General features: G+C 53.9%; 16 protein-coding genes. 5 read left to right on the forward strand and 11 right to left on the reverse strand.

What is annotated here, in order from left to right; all coding sequences use genetic code 11:
• Positions 1-8: 8 nt before the first annotated feature.
• Positions 9-632, reverse strand: a complete 624-nt coding sequence (locus tag Poly41_RS13150; protein WP_146526648.1) for an RNA polymerase sigma factor — start codon at positions 630-632, stop codon at positions 9-11.
• A 57-nt stretch (positions 633-689) separates the two neighbouring features.
• Here Poly41_RS13150 and Poly41_RS13155 point away from each other — a divergent pair, with 57 nt between their 5' ends.
• Positions 690-2,990 carry a serine/threonine protein kinase gene (locus tag Poly41_RS13155; protein ID WP_231615636.1) on the forward strand — a complete coding sequence of 767 codons (2,301 nt, stop codon included), beginning with the start codon at positions 690-692 and terminating at the stop codon, positions 2,988-2,990.
• A 92-nt stretch (positions 2,991-3,082) separates the two neighbouring features.
• Here Poly41_RS13155 and Poly41_RS13160 read toward each other — a convergent pair whose 3' ends face one another.
• Complete coding sequence (locus tag Poly41_RS13160) at positions 3,083-3,889, reverse strand: hypothetical protein (protein WP_146526649.1); 807 nt, start codon at positions 3,887-3,889, stop codon at positions 3,083-3,085.
• Between the two features lie 116 nt (positions 3,890-4,005).
• Positions 4,006-4,410 (reverse strand): hypothetical protein, encoded by a 405-nt coding sequence (locus tag Poly41_RS13165; RefSeq protein WP_146526650.1) that lies wholly within the window; start codon positions 4,408-4,410, stop codon positions 4,006-4,008.
• Positions 4,411-4,675: 265 nt separating this feature from the next.
• Between Poly41_RS13165 and Poly41_RS13170 the strand changes: the two genes are divergently transcribed.
• The 3 genes from Poly41_RS13170 to Poly41_RS13180 all read left to right on the forward strand — a co-directional run bounded on the left by Poly41_RS13170 (position 4,676) and on the right by Poly41_RS13180 (position 8,018).
• The gene (locus tag Poly41_RS13170) at positions 4,676-5,581 is read left to right on the forward strand and encodes a type III secretion system chaperone (protein ID WP_231615637.1); all 906 of its coding nucleotides are present in this window, start codon (positions 4,676-4,678) and stop codon (positions 5,579-5,581) included.
• An 81-nt stretch (positions 5,582-5,662) separates the two neighbouring features.
• Entirely contained in the window at positions 5,663-6,859 is a 1,197-nt protein-coding gene (locus Poly41_RS13175) for a S1 family peptidase (protein ID WP_146526651.1), read from the forward strand.
• A gap of 340 nt (positions 6,860-7,199) precedes the next feature.
• A complete protein-coding gene (locus Poly41_RS13180; protein WP_146526652.1) occupies positions 7,200-8,018 on the forward strand; it encodes a hypothetical protein in 819 nt (272 codons plus the stop codon).
• A 253-nt stretch (positions 8,019-8,271) separates the two neighbouring features.
• Here the strand turns inward: Poly41_RS13180 and Poly41_RS13185 are convergent, their stop codons facing one another.
• The 3 genes from Poly41_RS13185 to Poly41_RS13195 all read right to left on the reverse strand — a co-directional run bounded on the left by Poly41_RS13185 (position 8,272) and on the right by Poly41_RS13195 (position 12,384).
• Positions 8,272-9,675 carry a sulfatase gene (locus Poly41_RS13185; RefSeq protein WP_146526653.1) on the reverse strand — a complete coding sequence of 468 codons (1,404 nt, stop codon included), beginning with the start codon at positions 9,673-9,675 and terminating at the stop codon, positions 8,272-8,274.
• Between the two features lie 79 nt (positions 9,676-9,754).
• Positions 9,755-10,948, reverse strand: a complete 1,194-nt coding sequence (locus tag Poly41_RS13190; RefSeq protein WP_146526654.1) for a sialate O-acetylesterase — start codon at positions 10,946-10,948, stop codon at positions 9,755-9,757.
• A gap of 140 nt (positions 10,949-11,088) precedes the next feature.
• Entirely contained in the window at positions 11,089-12,384 is a 1,296-nt protein-coding gene (locus Poly41_RS13195; protein WP_231615638.1) for a right-handed parallel beta-helix repeat-containing protein, read from the reverse strand.
• A 295-nt stretch (positions 12,385-12,679) separates the two neighbouring features.
• Here Poly41_RS13195 and Poly41_RS13200 point away from each other — a divergent pair, with 295 nt between their 5' ends.
• The gene (locus tag Poly41_RS13200) at positions 12,680-13,192 is read left to right on the forward strand and encodes a glycosyl hydrolase 53 family protein (protein WP_146526655.1); all 513 of its coding nucleotides are present in this window, start codon (positions 12,680-12,682) and stop codon (positions 13,190-13,192) included.
• Here the strand turns inward: Poly41_RS13200 and Poly41_RS13205 are convergent.
• The 5 genes from Poly41_RS13205 to Poly41_RS34910 all read right to left on the reverse strand — a co-directional run bounded on the left by Poly41_RS13205 (position 13,171) and on the right by Poly41_RS34910 (position 21,664).
• Complete coding sequence (locus Poly41_RS13205; protein ID WP_146526656.1) at positions 13,171-14,805, reverse strand: GH39 family glycosyl hydrolase; 1,635 nt, start codon at positions 14,803-14,805, stop codon at positions 13,171-13,173. The genes Poly41_RS13200 and Poly41_RS13205 overlap by 22 nt on opposite strands.
• A 201-nt stretch (positions 14,806-15,006) precedes the next feature.
• Positions 15,007-15,960 carry a hypothetical protein gene (locus Poly41_RS13210; protein WP_146526657.1) on the reverse strand — a complete coding sequence of 318 codons (954 nt, stop codon included), beginning with the start codon at positions 15,958-15,960 and terminating at the stop codon, positions 15,007-15,009.
• A gap of 198 nt (positions 15,961-16,158) precedes the next feature.
• Positions 16,159-16,509 carry a hypothetical protein gene (locus Poly41_RS13215; RefSeq protein WP_146526658.1) on the reverse strand — a complete coding sequence of 117 codons (351 nt, stop codon included), beginning with the start codon at positions 16,507-16,509 and terminating at the stop codon, positions 16,159-16,161.
• Positions 16,510-16,794: 285 nt separating this feature from the next.
• The gene (locus Poly41_RS13220) at positions 16,795-17,301 is read right to left on the reverse strand and encodes a hypothetical protein (RefSeq protein WP_146526659.1); all 507 of its coding nucleotides are present in this window, start codon (positions 17,299-17,301) and stop codon (positions 16,795-16,797) included.
• A gap of 190 nt (positions 17,302-17,491) precedes the next feature.
• The gene (locus Poly41_RS34910) at positions 17,492-21,664 is read right to left on the reverse strand and encodes a sulfatase-like hydrolase/transferase (protein ID WP_231615639.1); all 4,173 of its coding nucleotides are present in this window, start codon (positions 21,662-21,664) and stop codon (positions 17,492-17,494) included.
• Positions 21,665-21,706: the final 42 nt, after the last annotated feature.

Here is a 21,706-nt window from a genome sequence, read left to right on the forward strand (position 1 = left end):
CGACCTTGCTATTGGCGAGTGGGTTTAACATCTTCGAGACGCTTTTCCAATTGCCGCATGCTGCGTGATAACAAAACACGCACCGCGACATCTGTTTTGCCGAGTTTTTCTGCAATCTGCTTTGTTTGTAGTCCTTCGGCATATCGCATCCGGACCGCCGACTTCTGTTCATCCGTCAATTCCTCGATCGCCTGTTGCATTCGATTCATTCGCACATCGCGACTGAACGCGGCGCTAGGCGATGTCATGCTGGCGGCCAGCATTTGCTCAAGTCCCACCGCAGACGAACCTTGTTTGTCATCAGCATGAATTGATTTTTGACGTCCTGCATCCCGTCTTTGGGCACCAAAATGAAAGCGATGAGCGTCGACGACGCGGCGGCGAGCGATCTGTTGAATCCACTGCATCGGTTCGTATTGGTCCAATGGCGCAGTGCTCAATCCGGTCAGTGCGGCCGTGGAGACCTCTTGAACGAGGTCATCCAACTCCACGACGCTAAGCAGGCGATCACCCGTGATCGAATTGAGAAATCCCATCAATTGCTGGCGATGGAGATCGATGAAACTTGCCAACGCGTCGGCGTCGTGCTTTTTAATCCGATCGATGAGATCCGATTGGTCCGCTGAGTCCATTGATTTATACCCTATTAGGAGGTGGCTCCGATCCCCCTAACAGCTTACAGTAAAGACTTGAATTCGCAAAACCTTGTCGCTTCCGACCTGTTGATTGAACGCTTTCTCGTCTCCTCCTTTACCACTTCACACATGATGGAACCGGTTGTTTCCTCAGAAAAGGCGAAGTTCGATACCGAAGCGAGTACCGATGCGCTCCTCGAAATGGCGTTGGAAGGCTTGGCACGGGACGGGCATTGTGGGGAGCGATCGCGGCTGCAAGACAGGTTACCCGCGTCCAACCCGGATACTCAGCACTTTATTCTGATCGAGCTGATCAAGCTAAACATGGCACTGGCGGCCGATGCGGGCGTGATCGAGCGGATTGAGGATTACACCGAAGCCATGCCCAACGGTTTATCGGTTGCCACGGTGCCGCTCGATTTAGTCATGGAAGAAATCCAATTGCGTAAGGATGCAGGACAGGCTTGCTCCCACGCTGACTATTGTGAACGGTTCCCACAATTCGCAGAGCTGCTGCGTCCGCTACTCGATTCGGCGGAAGTGACCGGGGCCGTTCGAACGCGTTCGGTACCGCCTGAGCTTCCCATCGGCAGCCAGATTGACGACTTTTTGCTGATACAAAAACTTGGGCAAGGTGCGTTCGCCCATGTCTATTTGGCACGCCAAGTTTCCATGCACCGTCTTGTCGCATTGAAAATTTCTCGTGGCGGTGGCGACGAATCGCAAGCCCTTGCCCAGTTCGACCATCCCAATATCGTTCGTGTGTTTGACCAGCGAACGGAGCTGGGACAAGATCTGCATCTGCTCTACATGCAGTACCATCCCGGCGGCACCTTGTCCGATGTGGTTTATGCCGCCCGAGACTGCCAAGACGGGCAATGTGATAGTCGATTATTGGTGGATGCCGTTGACAAGAATCTGTTACGAGCCGCTCAGGCGGTCCCCGAGCGGTCCTTGGTTCGACAATGGATTCGATCCGCTTCGTGGCCAGCGGTCGTTTCTTGGATGGGAGTCCAGATGGCAAAGGCGCTTGGTGAAGCGCATCGTCACGGTGTTCTCCATCGCGACGTCAAGCCGGCAAACGTCTTGTTGACCGCAGAGTGCATCCCTCAGTTGGCCGATTTTAATGTCAGCTTCGCTGGAGCCGCTGGCCGTGCGGGCGCGGCAGCTTCCTTCGGTGGATCGATCGGCTATATGGCGCCTGAGCATTTGCGCGCAATCAGTGCCTCAGCACTTGATCAACCAGAGAATGTTCGAGAACGCGCCGACCTGTACTCGCTCGCGATTCTGCTTTGGGAACTATGGCAAGGTGAGCGGCCGTTTGATTGTGATCGTCACGCGGTATCGTGGAGCGATGCGGTGCAATCGCAATTGTTATCACGCAGCAAACCGTTGAACGCTCCACGGCAATCCGGCAATGCATCGGAACGAGTGTTGGAAAAGGTCTTGCGCAAGGCTTTATCGCATTCACCTGAAGAACGCTTTGTCGATGGCGACGAAATGGCGGGGCGATTGCGGTTGTCTCTTCATCCCGAAGCGGCTGCGTTGTTTGATCCCGCTGAGAACTCGTTCAGTGCCTGGGTCGCGAAATGGCCTCCTTGGGTGATTGCGTCGACCGTCATTTTGCTTCCGAACATGGCCGCCGGAATTCTTAACTACGAATACAACTACCAACACGTGATGTCGACCGAGGGAATGCGTGATGGACTTCAACGAGTCTCTTGGTTCGTCAACCTGACGGTTTTTCCGTTTGCCGCCTGTGCTGTGATTTGGTATTCGCGACGCATCGTTCGTGCAGTGGACGCAGCAAGACGCGGCGTACGAGTCGATTCCGCCGACTTAGGCGAAGTGTTGGAACTGGGGCATCGTGCGGCGAGATTAAGTGGCTCGCTCTGGTTGGTGTCGGGCATCGTGTTTTCGCTTGTCATGGCGACGCTGTTTCACGAGTTTGTATGGACACAGGCTGTGCATTTCGTCCTCTCGTCAATGATTTGTGGCGGTGTGGCGATGATCTATCCCTTTTTTGGTATGGCGTGGTTGTCGACACGCGTGTTTTATCCGCTTTGTTTGAGCGCTACGATGCAGGACCGCGAATTTGATCAGCGTGCGAAACAAATGGAGCGTCGCTGCGAATACTATTTGTTGATCGCAGCCGTCATTCCACTACTCGGTGCGACGCTCATGATTTTGAGCGAAACCGCTTCTCAGGGCTTTCGTTTGACCGTGATCGGAGCCGCCTTACTTGGACTGCTCGCTTCCTTTTTCGCCTACCGTGTGATCGTCAACGCGTGGCGTATGATGGCAACGGTCTTATCCAGGAAAGGATCGTCGGTTCCCGGTGAGGTTGATTCCTAAGCACGCGTTCTCGAATTTCAAGGTCATTTGCAGGCCGTCGGCCTGCGTTTCGTATCACCGTCAAGGCCTGCACCTTTTTCAGGTTACAGGGCTCACATCCGATTGGCAGCAGCGCTGACCGCGGTGACCGTGTCAAGCATTTTGATTGCCGAGCGAAGTTCGTCGGGTGTTGCCTCGACCACAGCTGTAGCGATTGGAGGCGACGTCGTCAGAGGAACACTTGGTTGCGGTTGCGTTTGAACCGTGTCAATGACGTCCGTAACGGCCTCAATCGATGGCTCCGATCCTGTCGCGACGATCGTGATCGCAGCCGCTTCGTACGCTTTCACGTTGTTCGCTTCATCGGTTTCCAACAGTTCATCATAGCTGTCGATCGCGATGACCAATCGCTGAAAACCGACGGGTTGCCCGTTGTGATTGCCCATCGCGAGTGCGTCGATTGGAAGTGGCAGGTGGACTTCGGTTGCTTCGCCCGCTTTGATGCAGTCCACTTTCGTCGTCACGTTGGGGGAGGTGGGGCCGATTCGACCGAGAACGGCGACTGCGGAGACGTGAAAGTTGGAAACGCTTCGTGTGCTTTGGTTTTGGATGACCACCGCGAAGGTTGGCCCGCAATTGGAATCGCTACTCGCCAATTGGTTCACGCTGATGATTTCGAGATCACCCCATTCCTGGCTTTGGATCTCGAATGCCCCATAGGGCGTGGTCTGCAGCAGCGAGGACGATCGATTGAAACAGTTGTTGACACCATGCTGGACGATCAGGTCGATCACGTGATCACAGCGGGTAACGTTCCCAAAGAGTTGGGAGGCATTGACTTGTTGTGAATGAGCCTGTGACGAGATGCCAATGGATAGCCCAACGGTGAGGACGACGAGACGAAGAATGGAACGGTTCATGACGTTGCCTTTTGAAAGGAGTTTTGTTTTCCGGTGAAAAAAGCCCGGCAACCGCGATTGCACTCGGGTGGCCGGGCTTGAGAGATGGATCGTTGGGTGGTTTCGCAAATACTCGGTTACCAGCATCCCCAGTAGCTGGTGTAAACCGGTGTGTAGTGGCTATAGCACGGAGCGTAGCTGTGGTAGCGTGGGTAGTACGATGACGAGAAGTTGTAGCCGTAGCTGTAGGAGGTGTTGTAGCAAGGGCGGTAGTAGCTGTGATAGCTGCGGTAGCCGCTGTGGCGATAGCCGTAGCCGATGCGGCGGAAGCAAGCTGCAATTGCCTCTTCACCACTCGATTCTTCACCCTCGTTCAATAAGGATTCGACATCAGCCTGACCAAGATCGTCACGGTCGTCGACCGCGGCGACCGAGTCACTCAGCTCCATGTTTGCGATTCTTGACAACAGATTGTCCTCAGCGACAACCGAGCTGGCGACCAAGATCATTGGGGCAACTGCGAAGAGGATTCGATTCAACATTGTACTGTTCTCCAAGTGTTTGGCAGAGGATTGGAATAGAAGCAAGCGAGAGGTCTGCCGTTGTCCCTCTTTCGCTGCCGTGTCTGCTTGACTAACAGGCCAAGCGAACGATTCGCCAAGGTGTTACGGAAAAATCGGAAAAGGTTTTTGGCTTTCTCGCTGCGTAACATCCAAGCCCCCTTTTCGCTTGGGATTAACAGTAACGCGTGCGTGTCACGCGATTCCTTACTGAGTGAATGAACTTAAAACATCCAAAGGTGTGCCCGTGCGTTTCCAACTTTTCACCGCCGTTTTGATCACATTGCTGAGCCCCATCGTTTCCGTTCGCGCCGACGACAGCCTGTTCTCACAAGTCGCCATGGAATCGGTGTTCGAGAAAAACATCGAAACCGTGAAACAGGTTGCGGTGATCGACAAGGACCAACGAATCGGACGAATCACCAGCACGGCGTTACTGGTGCGAACCTTGACGGCTGCGGGGTTCGACGCGAAGGCGGTTGACAATAAGGCGAAATTTCAGCTGAAACATGCCGGATGGCTGTTTCCCGTGTCGATGACCGTGAACGTGGATCAAGATCGAATCGGCTGTGAAATGTCGCTTGCCAAGGTCGATGAAAACCAGCCCCTGGACAAGGAAACGCTCCTGCAACTGCTGACCGCGGGTGATGCCGCCAGCGGCGCGTTCTTCGCCTACGAGCCAGAATCCAAAAGAATCCAATTGCGATGGTCGTTTGACAATCGCGGGCTAACGGCGACCGATCTAAAAACGGCCGTGCTCAAGCGGGCGAACTTCGCCGATCAAAACGCCAAGCTTTGGTCACCGACGAAGCAGGAACGTGACGCGGCTAGCTCCCCGAAAACCAACTCCAGTCAGGAAAACACGTGGTTTTCCCTCGTGGGATCCTGGTCAGCCTCGCTTCCCGGTGGCGAAGCATTCGCAATCCAGATTAGTTCAGACGCCCGTTTTCAGTTGGTCCATCTCAAATCCGGTAAATCGACCGTATCGAAAGGAAAAGCGTCGCGATCGGGAAACAACTTGACTTTGGCAGGTGACGACAAGACGACGCTCAATTGCCAGGTCTCAAATTCCTCGGCCGACAAATTCCGGCTGTCGGTAATCGATGCGAAGGGAAACGCTGCGGTGAATTTGGATTTCAAGAAAGCCAAATAGCCGTCTGTAACACTTTCGCCCCTTTTCCGCTTTGAATAAGAGAACCCAACCCTGTCCGAACAAACACTCCAAGGTGATTCGATGAGCACTCGTCTTTCAAAACGGATACTTTCGCCAGCGTTCTGCGGCCTTTTTGCGTTGACCTTTTTCGCCATGCCGACGCAGAGCGCTCGAGCCGATGCGGATAAGTACTCACAAACGCTGAAGTCGACGGTGTGGATCATCACCAGCGATGCCGATGACGAAACGTCCACGGGAACCGGCGTCTTCGTTGACAAAGAAAAACGACTCATTTTGACCAACGCACATGTTGTCGGCGACAGTCGCTCCGCAGTAGTTTTTTTTCCTGACCTCGTCAACGACTTGCCGAAAGTCAAACGGAAACACTATCTCGATAACGTGCTGAAACTCGCTCAACCGGGCAAAGTGGTCGCAATTGACCGCAAATTGGACCTCGCTTTGATCCAGCTGCCCAAGGTCCCCGAGCGAGCCAAGGTGATTGAGTTGGCGGAATCGAGCACCAAAACAGGTTCTGCCGTCGACGTGATCGGCAATCCAGGGGGCAGCGATGTGTTGTGGGTCAACAGCTCGGGCACCGTTCGATCGGTCTACGACAAGAAATTTAAGTCAAACCATGGCGAGCACGAGTTCCATGCCGTCGAGATCCAAAGCCCCATCAAGCCGGGCGACAGTGGTGGGCCCGTGGTCGACGGCGAAGGCAAACTGATCGCGATCGCCCAGTCCTTTTCGCCGCAAAATGCCCTGGTTAGCTACTGTGTCGACGTCACGGAAATCAAATCGTTCCTGAGCAGCAACTGGAAACAGGCGCCGCTTCCCACCAAGCAATTGCTCGATTCTGCGAACATCAAGCACAAAAAGCACACGACGGGTCACTATGAAATCGAGCAGCCGCTGTCCAGTGGCAAGTCGCAAGTGGTCTTCGTGGCCAAGGATACCGAGTATTTCAAGCGAGCGGATGTCCGGAAAATCTGGTCTTTGGTTTCGGTTTCCAAGGAAGCACCGACCTCGGAGTTGATGATGCGGCTGCTACGCCAAAGTTCAGCGACCAAGATTGGATCGTGGGCAGTTGAAAAGAATGACTCGGGTGAACATTTGGTGATTTTTGTCGCCAAGCTTGATGCCACGGCTCCCGATGAGGCTCTGGAGGGAACGATTGAATATGTTGCTCGTATCGCGTCAGCGATGAACAAGGAATTGAATCCCAAGACCGAGGAAAAAACAGCCAAGGAAACTTTGGCCTCCTGGCTGGCCAAGTAGGGAAGTGGGGCCAGTTCCCTCCGGCCATCGCGAGGAAGTGCTTTGTCAGACGTAGTGCCATTTTGCCAATAAGAACCTATCCGAAAGGGGGTCTGACCCTTTGTCGACCGACGTTTCGATTGCTCAAGAACTCGTTGTTTTCCAATGGAATCGCTACCGATACGCTCAGACCAAGAGAGGGTCAGACCCCTTTTCGGATAGGTTCGAAGTTGCAGAAGAGAATTTCTGTGGAAATTTTGTAACACCCGGGTTGGACTTTCGCTTGGTGTCTTAGAAGGCGATGACAGAACACCGTGACTCGCCGCAACTCACTTACTACTAACCATCAGGACTCCAAGCCATGCAACGTTCATTGAAAAACATCGTCGTCGCTTTAACGGCCGTCACTTCCATGACCACTTTCGGTATCCCGTCCGCACAAGCATGTGGCGGTGGCGGAGGCGGCGTTTTTCGCCGGTCCGTCTCGCGTCCCTCGTATTCACGGCCGTCTTACTCGCAGCCGTCCTACCATCAGCCAAGTTACTCACAACCTTCGTACCCGCAGCCGATCTACGCTCAACCCACTTCACAAGCAAGTTTTCAATCGGTTACCGTGCAAAACGCACCCTCACCATTCCAGCCGGCTCCAACACCGTCGGCTCAAACGCAAGCAGTTCAACCCGTACGAGCGAGTTCGCAGCCGCAGCAAACGTCACCTGTTAGCCCGTCCTCAGGACGATCGGTCGCCTTGACGTCGAGTCCGGCTGCAACCGCGACACCATCGAATCCATCCGCCGAAGTGTCCGCGTTGCAGATGTTGGCGTCGTTGAGTAACGCAGCGACCGAACCCGCGGCAACCACCTCGTCGCAGATCCCTGAGTTCACCGCAGCTGAATCACAGCCCGTCGGCACCCATGTCGGCAGTTGGAAAGTTAGTTTGCCAGGAAACCAATCCGTTGACCTGACTCTGAACGACGACGGCAGCTTCGAATGGACCGCGACAAAAGAGGGCAAATCCAGTAGTTTCAGTGGTCAATTCCGCCTTGAAAACAGTCAACTGACCTTGGTGCGATCCAACGACCTCCAACAAATGACGGGAACGTGGACCGGAAGCGACAACAACTTCACCTTCAAGCTAGAAGGCGCAACCAACGGAGGCCTTAGCTTTTCCCGAAGCTAGTGCATCAGCCAGATTCAATTTTGGCTCATCGACACCATTTCTGGTTCCGTTATCTCAAGGCTGGTTGCTCCGCAGCAAAGCCAGCCTCCGCTTGACGGAGCCATGCCGAGTCGAGCGGATCATTTGACTCCAATCGGTATCACCAGCCTTCCCATTTCTATTTCTCGCGAGCATGCCTCTCAAGACCGCCAGCTTGTCTTCGAGGCTCTACAGATTCTGCTGAGGAGGCAAATGACAAACAGTCAACAAAGGACTATTTTTTCTTGCCAATTTGGATGTCCTTTTGCTTCGAAATCTGATTCATCATGCCATCCAACTCGCTTACAATTTCACGATTTTCAACCGCAGAAACAACGTTCGTGAATTGGCTGGGATCCTGTTCCATGTCGTACAGCTCTTGCGAGCTATCGTTGTATCGAATGTATGCCCATTTCGCAGTTCGGATTGCCAAGCCGTTATGAATCGAAATCGCTGCCTTTCGAACGGTCTTGTCAGGATCCTTCAAGACAGGGACCAGACTCTTTCCTTGAACCTCCTCTGGTATTTCCAATCCCGCTAACTCGGAAAGCGTTGGATAGATGTCGGTCAATTCAACCATCGCGTTCGTTCGTCCAGGCTTCAAGCCAGGAACCGACATGATCATCGGCACGCGCAACACTTCTTCGTGAAGATTCGATTTCTGCCAGAAAGTATGCTCGCCGAGGTGATAGCCATGATCGCTCGTGAAAACGATTGCCGTATTGTCGCGCAGCCCCAGTCGATCGAGTTCATCGAGAATCCGTCCCACCTGCTCGTCCATGAAGGTCACAGCCGCATAATAGGCTGTCCACATACGTTTCTGATTCTCGGGGTGTTTTCCAATTTCATTGACGGCATTGCGCGTGCCTGCCCAACCCAATTTCGGGATGTCGTCCAAGTCGTTTTCGACCGACGGAGGCATCTGGATTTGTTGCCATGGATACGGCTCAAAGTATTGCCGCGGAGCCACCATGGGATAATGCGGACGTACAAGACCGACCGCCAGGAAAAAGGGATCCTCCTTGTGTTGTTGCAGCAACTCGATCGCTTTGGTGGCAGATTTGTGATCGGGTTGATCCGAGCCATCACCATCATATTCCACTGAGACAAACATCCGATGTGGCATTTTGGTCGACTGGCGACCCTCGAGTTCGTCAGTGAAAATATTGAGATTCAGGCAAGCGTAATCGCCAGGTGTGTGAGCTTCCTGGCCGGAGGAATTGAATCTTTCGGTCCATGAAGAAGCAACATCCTCCCCGTCTGTACCGGCAATAATGTCGCCCGGAACCCGCATGTGATAAATCTTGCCGACTCGCGCACTGTAGTAACCCTGTTCTTTGAAATGCTGACCGAGGTTGAGATCTCCTTTGCCTTGGTACCTGCTGAACATGAATGATTGACGACTCGGTGCACACCATGTTCCCTGACAGTATGCGTGGTTGAAGACCATCCCGCGACTGGCAAGCTTATCAAGGTTCGGTGTCTGACAAACTTGGTCACCATAACAGCCCAGTACACTTGCCTTGAGATCATCGGAAATGATGAACAGTACGTTCTTGATCTGTGCTGAATCGGCGAAAAGCGGGCTCCCCGCGACAAAACCGCCGAACAGGATCGTCAACGCGACTTGCAACTTCATTCTGTTTGCCTTTCGATTTATGCGTCGTGCCCCCGGTCACCTCCAAAGCGGCGCTGAGAACGTCGGAGAATAGGGTCATCTAATTTGTTTTCATATCAGCCAACGCCTCGGCAAAACCTTTGCCGATTTGAGCCATAATCTTCGCGGACCCCAGGTAGTGAAACTCAGCGTTGGAAACTCCCGTTTCCAACACTTTTCGTTCTCGGTCTGTAAACGCCTCTGCGAATGCCTCTTCTTCAGCCGCTTTGCTCTCCTCGCGACTGAGTTCGCGGTCCGATAAGGACTGTTTTAATTTTTGCTTGATCGCTGCTTCCCTTGCCCGCAGCCGGGTCAGTTCTTGATCCCAATAGGCCTCGGTCAGCACGTTGGCAACGTTTCCCTCAAATTCCGGCAATCCAGCCACCTTGGCCATGGCGATGCGGAAATTGCGATGGGTTGATGCGTAACGCTGCTGATCGGGCAAATATTGCTCCACGGGGCCTCCTGCCCCCATCACGCCAATCACGACCGGCAGTGTTTCCGACGACAGCTCTTTTCGAACATCGCGGATGAAATGGGCCAGCACTTCGCTGTACTGGTCGTAACCGCCCGGTTGATCTCGAGTTGGATAGGTACCGCGATCGACCATGTCGTTCCAACCCTGAAACCAAACCAAGCCCGCCAGGTCATAGCCTTGGCGGGGATCGTAGTCGGGGTAGACTTGCTTGATATCCGCCAGGACCTTCTTTACGTGGTCGATCGTTTGGCGGTAGTAGTGACCGGTTGCGATCAGCTTGTCGGCTTTGATGGCCTCAAGATCCTTGCCTTGCTTCGTGAACTGCTCGATCTGAGTCTCATTGAATTGATAGGGTCCAGCGCTCGGTGGTCGAAAATCGGTATGCAGGCTCTTGCCACCCCAAGCGGTTTTGATAATCAGGATCGGCTCGTCCAGGATCTTCTGCATGGTGATGCCAAAAGTGAACTCGGGGCCGATCTTGTTGGAATCCGCGCCGAAACCGGCGCTCAGTCGCCCCTGTTTCTCGCCCCCGCTCGATAGGTAAGAGATCCAAACCCGATCACAGACTTTTGGCATGCCGTCCTCTCCCTGCATCTCGAGAAGAAGCGGAGCCGTTTTTGGATCCATGCCGATGTGTTCAAACGTGCGAATCTGGGCGTGCCCCTGCATGTTGGATTGGCCAACCAGAATGTACACTTTGAGCGGTTCTTGTTCCGCAACGACTTTACCCGCCCCAAGACTCAAAATAGCCATAACGATAAGCAAGCGTCGATTCATATTTGACTCCGTCTAGGTTGACTGGGCATTCAATACGCCCCGATTCAGCGTGATACTCTATTGCTCGATTTAGCGGAAGCGTTTCATGCATCAGGATTGCTGCTAGCCCTCCGGAGTGCCTTGGTTCTTCCACCCCCCTGTCACCGAATCGGTTCCAATGCGCCGATGGCGGTTTTGTCCCCTTGCAACGGGGTCCCCAACAGGTCCTTCCCGCCGTTAGCCATGATCGGAACTCCAGCATCGATGCAGGGTGATGCGAGTCGAAGACGGTAACCCCGCAACGAAGCCATCGACTTCAGATTGATGTTCGTTCCCGCCAAGCCGGGTTGGCGAAAGAGTGGATCGGCCACGATCGGATTGGGATCCGCTGAGGGCACCGGAAGATTGAAGTACAGATTGTTTCGAAAGGACGTGTTGATGCCTTCTGCATTTTTCCCCCACGCTCCTTGATCTTCGAAATAGAAAAGGTTGTTCTCGAAAACCGAGTTAAGGGGAGTGCGATCTTCGGGGAAGACACAAACATCGAGGCCTTTACGAATGAAATGAGTATTGTTGTAGATGTGCACGTTCTCGGCTTCCCGGTTCCTTTCGAACCCGTAGAAGTAGATCCCCTTTTTGTCATTTTGGCTGATGTTGTACCGAATGACAACGTTGCGGTTGCGTCGCTTCATGATTCCGCAAAACCACATGTTGTCGTGACTGTAGTTGTACTGAATGAAGGTATTGACGCAGTTGTAGTCGGCATCGTAGCCACCGCGATCCTGACCTTCTTCTCCAAGATTCCCGTACGCCTCGTTGTATTGGATTTTGATTCCGTCAGTGTTAAAGCAGAAGATGCTGTGCCCTGTGTCGCATCGACTGCTGTTGGCAAGCGTATTGTGTTCGTAGACGGCGTCCTTGCTGACGCGAGCAATGACGTTGTTGCGTCCGGTCGAGTCAATGAAATTGCCGGCCACATAAACCTTGGTCCAGAGGTGATGCGAGATAGTACGATCTGCTTGGAACTCGACGCGGCCGCAGGACGAGGAATTGCCAATCCCGACGCCGCCGACTCGGACAATTCGGTTGTTTGTCAGACGAAGGTCATGGAATTTCGTCGCCTCACAGTCCTCCACGTGAACATGAATCCCTCCTCGTTTCTTCCCCGCTACCAAACCATTGACATCGTGGATGAAGCAATCGTCAATGTAAATGTGATGGTAGATACCTTCGACGCCTTTCACGAGGACGCGGATACCGAACAAATTCCCCTGGTCCTCGTCCGTTCCATCGGTATTGGTGATTTCCAATCCGTTGACTTCCCAGTAGGCCACGTTCTGTAGCAGCAGGCCAGCGGGATGTTCTCCGCCCGCATCGATGCCTGGACGGTCTCCCTCCCCATATGCAGCAATCTTGATCGCAGCGTGCTGTGTCCCGCTACCTGAAGGCGCGAACATACCCGAGTATCGCTTCCCCCTTTTGAAAAGAACGAGATCCCCAGGCAGAAAAGTGTGCGTGCTGAGTGCGTCGAACTGCTGCTGAGAATCAATGCGGTACTCCCTGGCGCAACACGGGGGAGACAGCACGGTGATTAAGAATAAAACGCCCGTAAGATAACGCCACCGAAATTTCATTTGTCGTTCTTCAAAGTCGTTAGAGTGCGGAAGCTGTTCAACTTCCTCACAATCTACCATAGTCGCACAGGGCTTGTTCGCACCAACCGCATCGGTGTCTACTGAATGGCAGGACCGGATGATATTCTTCGTTGATCAAGAGTTTCTTATGGACATGGCCCCTCTTCCCGTTGTTGCACGCGTGCTGCAACCATTCATGATCTGTCTATTCTCGGTCCTCCTGGCTGTGGTCTCACCGACGGTTGCTTACGCAGCCGAACCGGATCGCGACACATTTCTATTCGGAGGCGACATTTCGGCTTTGACCGTCATTGAGAAGGCAGGCGGCGTTTTCCAAAGCCATGGGAAAGCCGACGACGCAATCCGTGTTCTGGCCGACAACGGTGCCAATTGTTTTCGGTTGCGACTCTTCGTGAATCCCTTAGGCGAGAACGTGGTGGTCAATGATTTGCCCTACACCCTTGAGCTGGCCAAACGGATCAAGGCGACCAATGCCAAGATCATGTTGGACTTCCACTATTCCGATACGTGGGCCGACCCGGGTCATCAGAACAAACCGGCCGCGTGGGCCGAGCTTGACTTGGATGCCTTGGAACAACAGGTGTTCGATCACTTCGTTTTAGTCAAGTGAAGATGGACAACGTTGTGACCGGAAAGTTCAAGGTCAAATTGCAGTGTTCCGTCGTCGTTTCGCGATAGCTCAGGAAACTCATCAAGGCTGCTGAGGCCGGTCATTGCTTTGTATTTCTCACCGTGACGCATCATGACCTTAATGGCAACGGAATACGGATCCGCGTCCTCGCCAAGCTCTTTTCGAATTCTTTCGCGATCAGCTTCCATTTCATGCATAAACCCCGAGTGGGCGCGGTCAATCAACGATCCTCGCATGATTGTCCAGAGTTGCTCGTTCGGTTTAGCACCATGGATCACAACGCTCGCAGATACTGGCTGGCCATTGTCGCGAGTGGCGAGATGCCGAAAGATCAGCAGGTCGATGTGCTCGTCGCTTCGTGTGGCGATGCAACCGATGTCATCCAGCTCGTTCTTTTGCGAAGTGATCGCGGACAAACGTGTTTCACCGACCATCTGTTCGAGCATTCGCAATACATGGGTTACGGGGATTGGCAGTGCCCCTGCCTTGGTGGTGTTCCAGTGCCACTGATAAACCCGCCCGACACGAAGGTCAAGGATCTTTTTAGCCATGTGGGCCATCCATGAGCCACCGAACTCCGTGCCCTCGCCAGCAATCAACTTGCCATTTTCCGTCAAGATGCCAAATTCGTGAATCTCGACAGGAACCTCTGCGAACTGAGGGTACTGCCGGAGCCTCGCTCGCATGGTTTCGACAACGTTATCGAATCTTTCGTCCGTGACACCCACCGACGTGTAATACGAAGATGCAAAGAACGCCATCGGCGAGCCGATTTTTCCCGTCGCGTGATTCGTTCCCGTCGCGCAGTGGTCGACGATCTCAATCCCCCAACCGCGTTTCTTGTGCTTGACGGGATCCAAGATGTTACCCGGTCCGATGTCGGCGTTGGGCAAGACGTCCAGGACCGCTGCGACCGTATGGTCATAATGCCTGAGGTATTCTTCCTTCGTTCCGCTCCAATGTCCCGGTGACAGATCCGGTTCGGTGCCAACGCGAAATCTCCATCCACTCACCTCGTCTCGGCCAAACCGATCGACGAGCGTCTGAATCAATTGGCGAACATAGCTTGTCCAAACCGTCGGATTGGCAGGCGGTTCGGTGTTCCCGTACTTATTCTGGGTCGACTCGGCACTCATCGCGGCAGGAACGTTATCGAGAACGATCCAGGGTGTAAATCCGCATTCGCGAATTCCGTTCAACAATTCGATCGCTTCACTAAAATCGCAGATCGCCATGCCATCTTCGTCAATGCCGCGAAAGTAGTCGTCCTTCGTCAAGTCTTTGCCACCAAGAAATCGAACGCAGTTGATGTACTTCGCAACGGGATAAAGCTTGCGCAGCTCACCATGCTTTTGCTTGTCCTTGAAAGGAGCTTGAATCGTGACGGGGAAGACACTCCAGAACTCATTGAGTTTCCCGAGATCAGAATCGATGTCGATCGAAATCGTGACCTTTCCCCGGTTATCGACGCTTGGATCTTTGACAACCATCGCGAGCGTTGTGGATTGGGCAGGCAACGGACAAGCGATGCATACCATGACAATCATCTCAATAATGATTCGAGTCGGACCGCCAAGTTGGTGAAGTGTCACTTTGGTTTGCCTTCGAATGATTCGGTGAAGCAGGGACGCCTCTCACGCTCATGGAATCGCATTCTTAAATGTCGCCAGTCAAACACGCGTGCCGGGGTTGTCGTTGAGGAACGGCTGGCATCGGTCGAGGGTAAGTGCCTTGAGAGCTTTCGCTGCTTGCGGTGAAAAGGGCATGAAAGGAATTGAGACCAACCGCGTGGCTTAGAAAATCTGCCATGCCTTGGCATCGATTTCCCTTTCCAATTCTGGATCGTTCGCGCGAGCCAGCAAGTCATAGTAAGCATAGGGGTACTTAAAAACGTGGCCGATGCCAAGCGTCTTTTCGCCCCTTTGTTGCCAATACTTTGCGTCATCGGGTCGGAGTTCGCTGTTGCGATGATCCTTGATCTTGCGATCGCCCGATTGTGGCCCCATTCGCGTCACCGTCACGTACTTGCGAAATGCCGTGCGGCATGTTTCGGCCCACTCAACCTCGCCAATCGCAGCGAGCTCAATCAGTGATTGCCCAAAGGTCAGCATGTGACCCGCGAATCCTTGCCCAAATCCTTTGAACCGGTCGATCGCATCACTGGCTTCTTTCAACACGAATCGTGACGCAGCAACGGCGTCTGCAAACGCAGGTGGCTGAACCTCGTCGCTGGGCGCAATGTCACGCCATGGTTTGATCGCAGCAAGAAGTTTGCATACGCCGTCGACGCGTTCCTCCGTCGCGGATTCCGGCATCATGCGAAACCCCTTGACCGCGTGCATCGCAAAAATTGCATCGTGACCTACTTCACGCAGCGTGCCGCCACCCTCGGCCAGCGCTTTGCCGACGCGCTGGACCGCGTTGTCGACCGGATCGCTTGCTGAAAACGGTTCACACAACTCGGACGAGGCCCAGTTTCGATCGAAAAGTTCAATGATCCGATTCGTTGTCGCTTCATCGAGTCCATTGTCGACGCACATGAGATGTGCAGAGATCATCGATGCGCCGCGATGTCCGTCCGCAAAGTAGCTTCGCTGGGGAGCCCTTGCCAGCGCATTAAGGCCAAGCAGAACCAAGCGTTGCTCCGTCAATCCACGTTGTTCGGCCACGGCACAGCGGTCCAAGTGAGCCATCGCGGAACCGAGCATCGCAGTGCTTTTCAACGCAAACTGTCGTCGACTGATCATGGCCGGATCTGCTCGTAAGAAATTTCGACACGTTGCCCGAAACCGACTGACAGGTTCCGTTTCGATTGGTCACTTGGTAGTTTAGCAGAAATCCAAACCCTGGTTTACTGGCAGGTCACTTCTTCCAGGTCAATTCGGAGTTCATTCAGAAGGCGTAAGCCATCCCCATCTGCGCTCTGGATCAAGGTTACGCGCGGTCTAACCACCATCAACAGAACGATCCATTTCCTTATCACGCCGCTTTATCCGTTCCCGCCGTTGGCGTGCTTTTGTTTTGATGCTTTCCGACAATCCTGGCATGATTAACATGGCCGCAAGATCGTCCGCCGCTTTCTCGTCCTCATGAATCGCGGTATACGCGAGCGATCGATTGTAAATCGCCATGGCTTTCACATCGATCGGAATGTCCGCTGCCCGAATCGCTGCAGAATATGCGGCGATCGCACCGACGTAATCGCGTTTGTTTGCCTTCGCCATACCGGTTCGATACAGCGAGAGAGCCTTTCCGCGGTGCGTTAGCCGACTCCTTATCCATCGCATCAAACTCATGTTGGTTCCTTCTAAAGAAGAGAGGGAGCGTCGGGAAAGCCCCGAACCCGGAACGGTTTAGCTGGACAGCGCCATTTTGGAGCGGAAACGTTGCAAATACAAGCACGTATCGCTCGGGGATCTACTCTTGATCTGGCGTACCGAAGAGTTTGTACAGATCAAAGACCCTGGCTTCCGAGCTGTTTGCGGTTAGCAACCAGCGCCCATCTGAACTGAAATTGATCTCTCGAATTCGCGCCTTGTGTGTCGGCAGTCGAGTCATCGATTCAGGAATGTCTTTGGCAGTCAGATCAAATAGGACCATGTCAGCGTGTTCATATGGGTTTGCCCTTCACGAATCTCAACTTCGGCGATGTCGTTGAATTCGGGTAATCCTTGCAGCAGATCGTCGACAGCTTCCTCCAGAAAGAACGTGTCTTCGCTACCGACGAGTAGGTGGACTTTTCCCCTCAGTCTTGGTCTCAGTCTTTCCCAGTCAGACTGAAGAACTTGTCGTATATCGTAGGCCTTCCATTGCTCGGCGACGGCGTGATTGACGAGCCCCGTCTTGCGGTCAAGAATCTCGGCTGGTTGTCCATCGGGATCGAGCGGACTGAACACAGCTTCAAAGGCGCGCAGTTGTCCGCCGCGTCTGTACGCGTCGTCCATCCGAGTGAATGAATCCCAATAGAGAAGATTGTTGCGATAGGGTCGAGAGAGCTGGCGCCGTTGGCCAGCGGCGTCAACGAAGACACTCTCCGCTGGATCGGCATAAAGATTTACACCCTGTCCACTCAATTGGAGGGTTGTCAACCGGGATCCTATTCACTGGCACTTGCACGGTTGCCCGATAGTCAGTGGCCGATCGAAAGATTGCTGCGTGCCCATCGAACCTCTGCCGTTGCGACCAGAGAACTCGGCTTGGAACGGTTGGATGGATTCAAATCAGACGAAGGCATCCGTCGTCAGCTGCCAGCTAACGCCCGCGCCATGCGACGACGCTTCAGTGTTGTACGATCCAGATATTGCGAAACTGATTGGGATCGCCATGATGCTGGAGGTATACAGGGCCTTTGGCGACTTCCGGACGAGGCCCCGCGGGACCGCCGCCGGTTCCTCCGGGCAAACTCACTCTGTCGTGAACTTTCACGCCGTTTTGGATCACGGTCATGACCGCTGGTGAAACCTTGGCTCCCCCCTTGAAACGGGCCGCCGTGAATTCGATTTCAAGACTCTGCCAAGCAAGCGGCGGAAGGCACATGTTCAGGTCCGCTTCGCGGATTCCGTAAATGCCACCGCACCATGTACTGACGGGTTTGAGCAGAACCATGTTCTGCCAAGCATTCGAATTGGGGTCAAGTCCAAACGAATCGCAAATCTGAACTTCGTAAGCTCCGACCGCGAACACACCACTGTTTCCTCGATGCGGATGGCTGAGAGGCAACTCAGGCTTCAGCGGAAGCAAGTACTCCAGATGCAAAGTAAAATCCTGGAATTCGTCTTTGGTCTTGGCACCCGCTTGCAACAGTCCTCCCTCCGTTTTTGCATGACTCCAAGCATCGGTTCCCGAGCCGTCGAACAGCACGATCGCGTCCTTGGGAGGTCTTACACCCACGACGTCTTTGCTGCGATCAATCTTATCCCAGCCCTTCAATCTCGCTTCGATGGCGTCGGCATCAACCCAGGCATGAGCAACATCGTCGCCGTCCCATCCCCTTCCAGGCAAGCCGCCTCCGTAGGTCGAAAGGTAAAACTTGCCCTCGCTGGGTACGACCTGCATGGCTTGTTTGCCTCGCATGTACTCGCCCATGAATGCGAAACCAGGAAACTCCTTCGCCGCCAATTTGGCGTCCGTCCAAACCGACGCGTTAGAATATTTTTTGATGACGGGCTTCTTGGTCGCGTGATGGACTTGCACAAAATAGGCCCCGCGGGTTTTGCCATCCGCGCCGCTCAGCCAAGTTTGCAGCAACCCGTGACCTTTGGGCAGGTCCACTTCAAACATGACGGACGCTTCTGTTCCGCCGAGTTTCTTTTCCAACGTTTGATCGCCGATCTGCAAGATGGCCTTGGTCGCACTCATCGACTGGGGTGCATCGTCGGGGAATCTTGACAGCCGAATCGAATAGTGCCCAGCCTGCACAACATTGACGGCCCAAAAGCCGTTGATGGCGAGTGAGTCATCGCCCAGTTGGTCTTGTTTCCAAATCACATTCCCTACCGTTGGATGCCAATCGCGGACCGTCAGCAGCGTGGGGTTCTCGTCAGCCGCACCGAGTTGAAAGCGTGCGTAAGGTTCACCGTCGGCAAACACCTCCGCAAAGTGATCTTCGTACTGGCGTTGCAAATCGCGGACAATCTCGGCGTACTGGTTCGCGACATCGCTCGTTTGTCCTGGATCACGGACGATGTCGTACAGTTGGCCATCGACCAGTCGCCAGTTCTCGGTGAGCACCGCGTAGTGTGATTTCGCGCCGTGATGCTTGTCCGATTCCCGCAGTATGGGTTGGTCCCCTTGTCGCTGCACGAACAACGTACGGTCAGGCCAGTTGTGAGCATTCTCGTCGATCAGAGGCTGCAAACTTCGTCCGTCAAAACGGGTGCTCTTGGGCAATTGCAGACCACACCAATCCACCAGTGTCGGCAGCCAATCGCGGCACGACGTGAGTTCGTCAACGACATGCCCCGCCTTTAACCGTACGGGCCAACGCACAAAGCAAGCGACTCGATGCCCGCCTTCGAAGACGGAACCTTTCTTTCCTCGCATCCCGGCGTTGAAACCATCGTCTGGGGAACTGCCGCTGGTGCCTGCGGCTGATCCGTTGTCTCCCATGAAGATGACAATCGTGTCCTCCGTGAGTTTGTTCGTTTCCATCACATCGAGAAGTCGTCCGAGGTTTTCGTCAAAGTGAACGATCTGTCCAAAGAATTTGGATCGCATCTCCGCATGCCCTTGTGCTCGGAACGGAGCCGAGTACTTCTGGGGAACCGTGTGCGGACTGTGCATCGCGTTAAGTGGCAGATAGACAAAGAACGGTTTATCCGATGGTTCGCTGACAAATCTTCGGCACTCCCGAAAGAACACGTCGGTGCAATAGCCGGCGATCTTTTCTGGCGTGCCGTTTCGATAGTACGTGTCATCAAAGTAGTCGTTGCCGATGGGGTTGCCGATCTCGTCGATGCCGCCGGCAAGGTGCCGCACGACATTCTGAAAACCGCGGAAACGGGGTGCGTAAGGCCATGCGTCCCCAAGGTGCCATTTTCCGAACATGGCGGTTCGATAACCGGATTTTGAAAACAGATCCGCCATCGTGGTTTCATCTGCGCCAAGCAACTGCCGTCCCTGGACGACATCCCACGCTCCGACTCGCGTTGAGTAACGGCCCGTCATCAACGCCGCCCGTGTTGGCGTGCACACAGGATCGACGTGATAGTCTTCCAAACGAACGCTCTGTTGCGACAGCCGATCGAGGTTTGGCGTCTTCAGCCATGGATTCCCATGACAGGACATATCGCCGTAACCCTGATCATCGGTAACGATCAAGATAACATTGGGTTTCTTTGTAAGGTTTGCTTGCTTCGCACGTTTTTTTGTCGCAGCGGAAGTCAGCTTCACGCCCGGCGCGTCATGTTCCGTAGCGTGAAGATCGAATCTTGGTAGCACCTCGTTCAGCAGGTCTCGCTCGGTTCGGTGCTCGGCGGACACCGTATCCCAATCCGTGATCTGGTTGAAACGGATCAGGTCATCCGGCTGCGTGGAAACGTCCCACCATTTGTTGAATCCGTCCTTCATGACGCGTTCGCCTCGGATGATCTGATGCGCTCGGCTGTAGGCATAGATCCAATCACGATGTTTTGGTTTATCGGTCATCAGGAACGGCACCAGACTCTCGCCGTTGATTGGATAATCCACAGGAAGTTCGACGCCTGCAAACTCCGCGATGGTTGGCAACATGTCTGACAGATTGACCAGCACATCTTGCTCGCCGTGCTTCGTCATGCCAGGTGCGTAGATGATCAGCGGCACGTGCGTTCCTTTTTGCCGATCGGAACTATTCTTGCCGTACCCGGAAGTGCCGTTGTCAGCGCAGAAAATCACGATGGTGTTTTCTTCGATGCCCATTTCCTTGATTTTGTTGCGGTACAACCCCATCTGATAGTCGAGATAGTTGATGTGCGTGTGGATGCCTGGTTCGGTCACGGTGCCGTGCGAGTCGTAAACGCCATGGTCGCCCGTTATATTCGGCTGCGTCCGCGTGTAACCCGTGCCGTCCCAGTGGATGACCGGCGTTCCCGGCCAACGGCTTTCTGATTCGGGGTTCAACCAGTCGAAAGCGTCATGCCCCAGGTGCGTGGTGTGGTACACAAAGAAAGGCTTGTCCTGCTCGTGCTGCCGCTCCATGAAGTCGAAAATGAAATCCAATTCGACGTCAGGTCCGTAGGTTCCAATCCCGAATGACTTCTCAGACTCAGCCGTGTTCGGCCACCACTGAAAGTCCCGGTCGTCGTGATTCATCAATCGGACGTGCGGATAGAAGTACCAACCGTGCTGTAAGTAGGAGTCAATCGGCTGGCCCGTGTCTGCATTCAGCAGCAGCTTTTTCCCCGTTTCCGTCTTATAACGCATCTTGAAGTCGGTGAACGGATTGTCGTTGTCCGAAAGATTGCCGGGGGTGAAGCAACCTTGGTCAAACCCGAACGCCTTTAAATCACCGGCCATTTGCGTCTTGCCGGCCCAATAGGTTCCATATCCGGCCTGTTGTGCAACGTGTCCGATCAATCGCGGCGAACTCCGATACAGCGGCCAAACCGTCAGCTTGCCATTTTCGTCGATGTATTGGCCCTTGTCTTTATTGTTCCACCACTTGTGCAGGTGCGCGTAACGGCCTGTCATCATCATCGCGCGACTCGGGGAACAAACAACCGACGCCCACGCGGTCTTGACCCAACAGCCTTCGCTGGCCATTTGATCCAGAACCGGCGTTTTTGCACGCACCTTTTCATCGGTCGTGTCGCCTCGCGTCGGATGACTCCACACCGAAGAACCGTAAATCGGCAATTCCCTCGCACTGATGTCGTCTGCGTAAACGAGAAGGATGTTGGGCTTTTCCGACGCAACCGCAACGGAAGTAAGAAGCGTCGTGATCACGAGAAGGGTAGAGGAAAAATGCTTCATTTGAGTTTCGACTTCGGTGTTACTTTCTCGTTCGCGGTGTTG

Source organism: Novipirellula artificiosorum, from assembly GCF_007860135.1.
Taxonomy (GTDB): domain Bacteria; phylum Planctomycetota; class Planctomycetia; order Pirellulales; family Pirellulaceae; genus Novipirellula_A; species Novipirellula_A artificiosorum.

Bases quoted from the DNA above. Each gene is read 5' to 3' on its own strand.
- Poly41_RS13210 (WP_146526657.1), bottom strand. From the start codon at position 15,960: ATGATCAGTCGACGACAGTTTGCGTTGAAAAGCACTGCGATGCTCGGT.
- Poly41_RS13185 (WP_146526653.1), bottom strand. From the start codon at position 9,675: ATGAAGTTGCAAGTCGCGTTGACGATCCTGTTCGGCGGTTTTGTCGCG.
- Poly41_RS13160 (WP_146526649.1), bottom strand. From the start codon at position 3,889: ATGAACCGTTCCATTCTTCGTCTCGTCGTCCTCACCGTTGGGCTATCC.
- Poly41_RS13165 (WP_146526650.1), bottom strand. From the start codon at position 4,410: ATGTTGAATCGAATCCTCTTCGCAGTTGCCCCAATGATCTTGGTCGCC.
- Poly41_RS13195 (WP_231615638.1), bottom strand. From the start codon at position 12,384: ATGTTCGCGCCTTCAGGTAGCGGGACACAGCACGCTGCGATCAAGATT.
- Poly41_RS34910 (WP_231615639.1), bottom strand. From the start codon at position 21,664: ATGAAGCATTTTTCCTCTACCCTTCTCGTGATCACGACGCTTCTTACT.
- Poly41_RS13175 (WP_146526651.1), top strand. From the start codon at position 5,663: ATGAGCACTCGTCTTTCAAAACGGATACTTTCGCCAGCGTTCTGCGGC.
- Poly41_RS13190 (WP_146526654.1), bottom strand. From the start codon at position 10,948: ATGAATCGACGCTTGCTTATCGTTATGGCTATTTTGAGTCTTGGGGCG.
- Poly41_RS13215 (WP_146526658.1), bottom strand. From the start codon at position 16,509: ATGAGTTTGATGCGATGGATAAGGAGTCGGCTAACGCACCGCGGAAAG.
- Poly41_RS13150 (WP_146526648.1), bottom strand. From the start codon at position 632: ATGGACTCAGCGGACCAATCGGATCTCATCGATCGGATTAAAAAGCAC.
- Poly41_RS13200 (WP_146526655.1), top strand. From the start codon at position 12,680: ATGATATTCTTCGTTGATCAAGAGTTTCTTATGGACATGGCCCCTCTT.
- Poly41_RS13180 (WP_146526652.1), top strand. From the start codon at position 7,200: ATGCAACGTTCATTGAAAAACATCGTCGTCGCTTTAACGGCCGTCACT.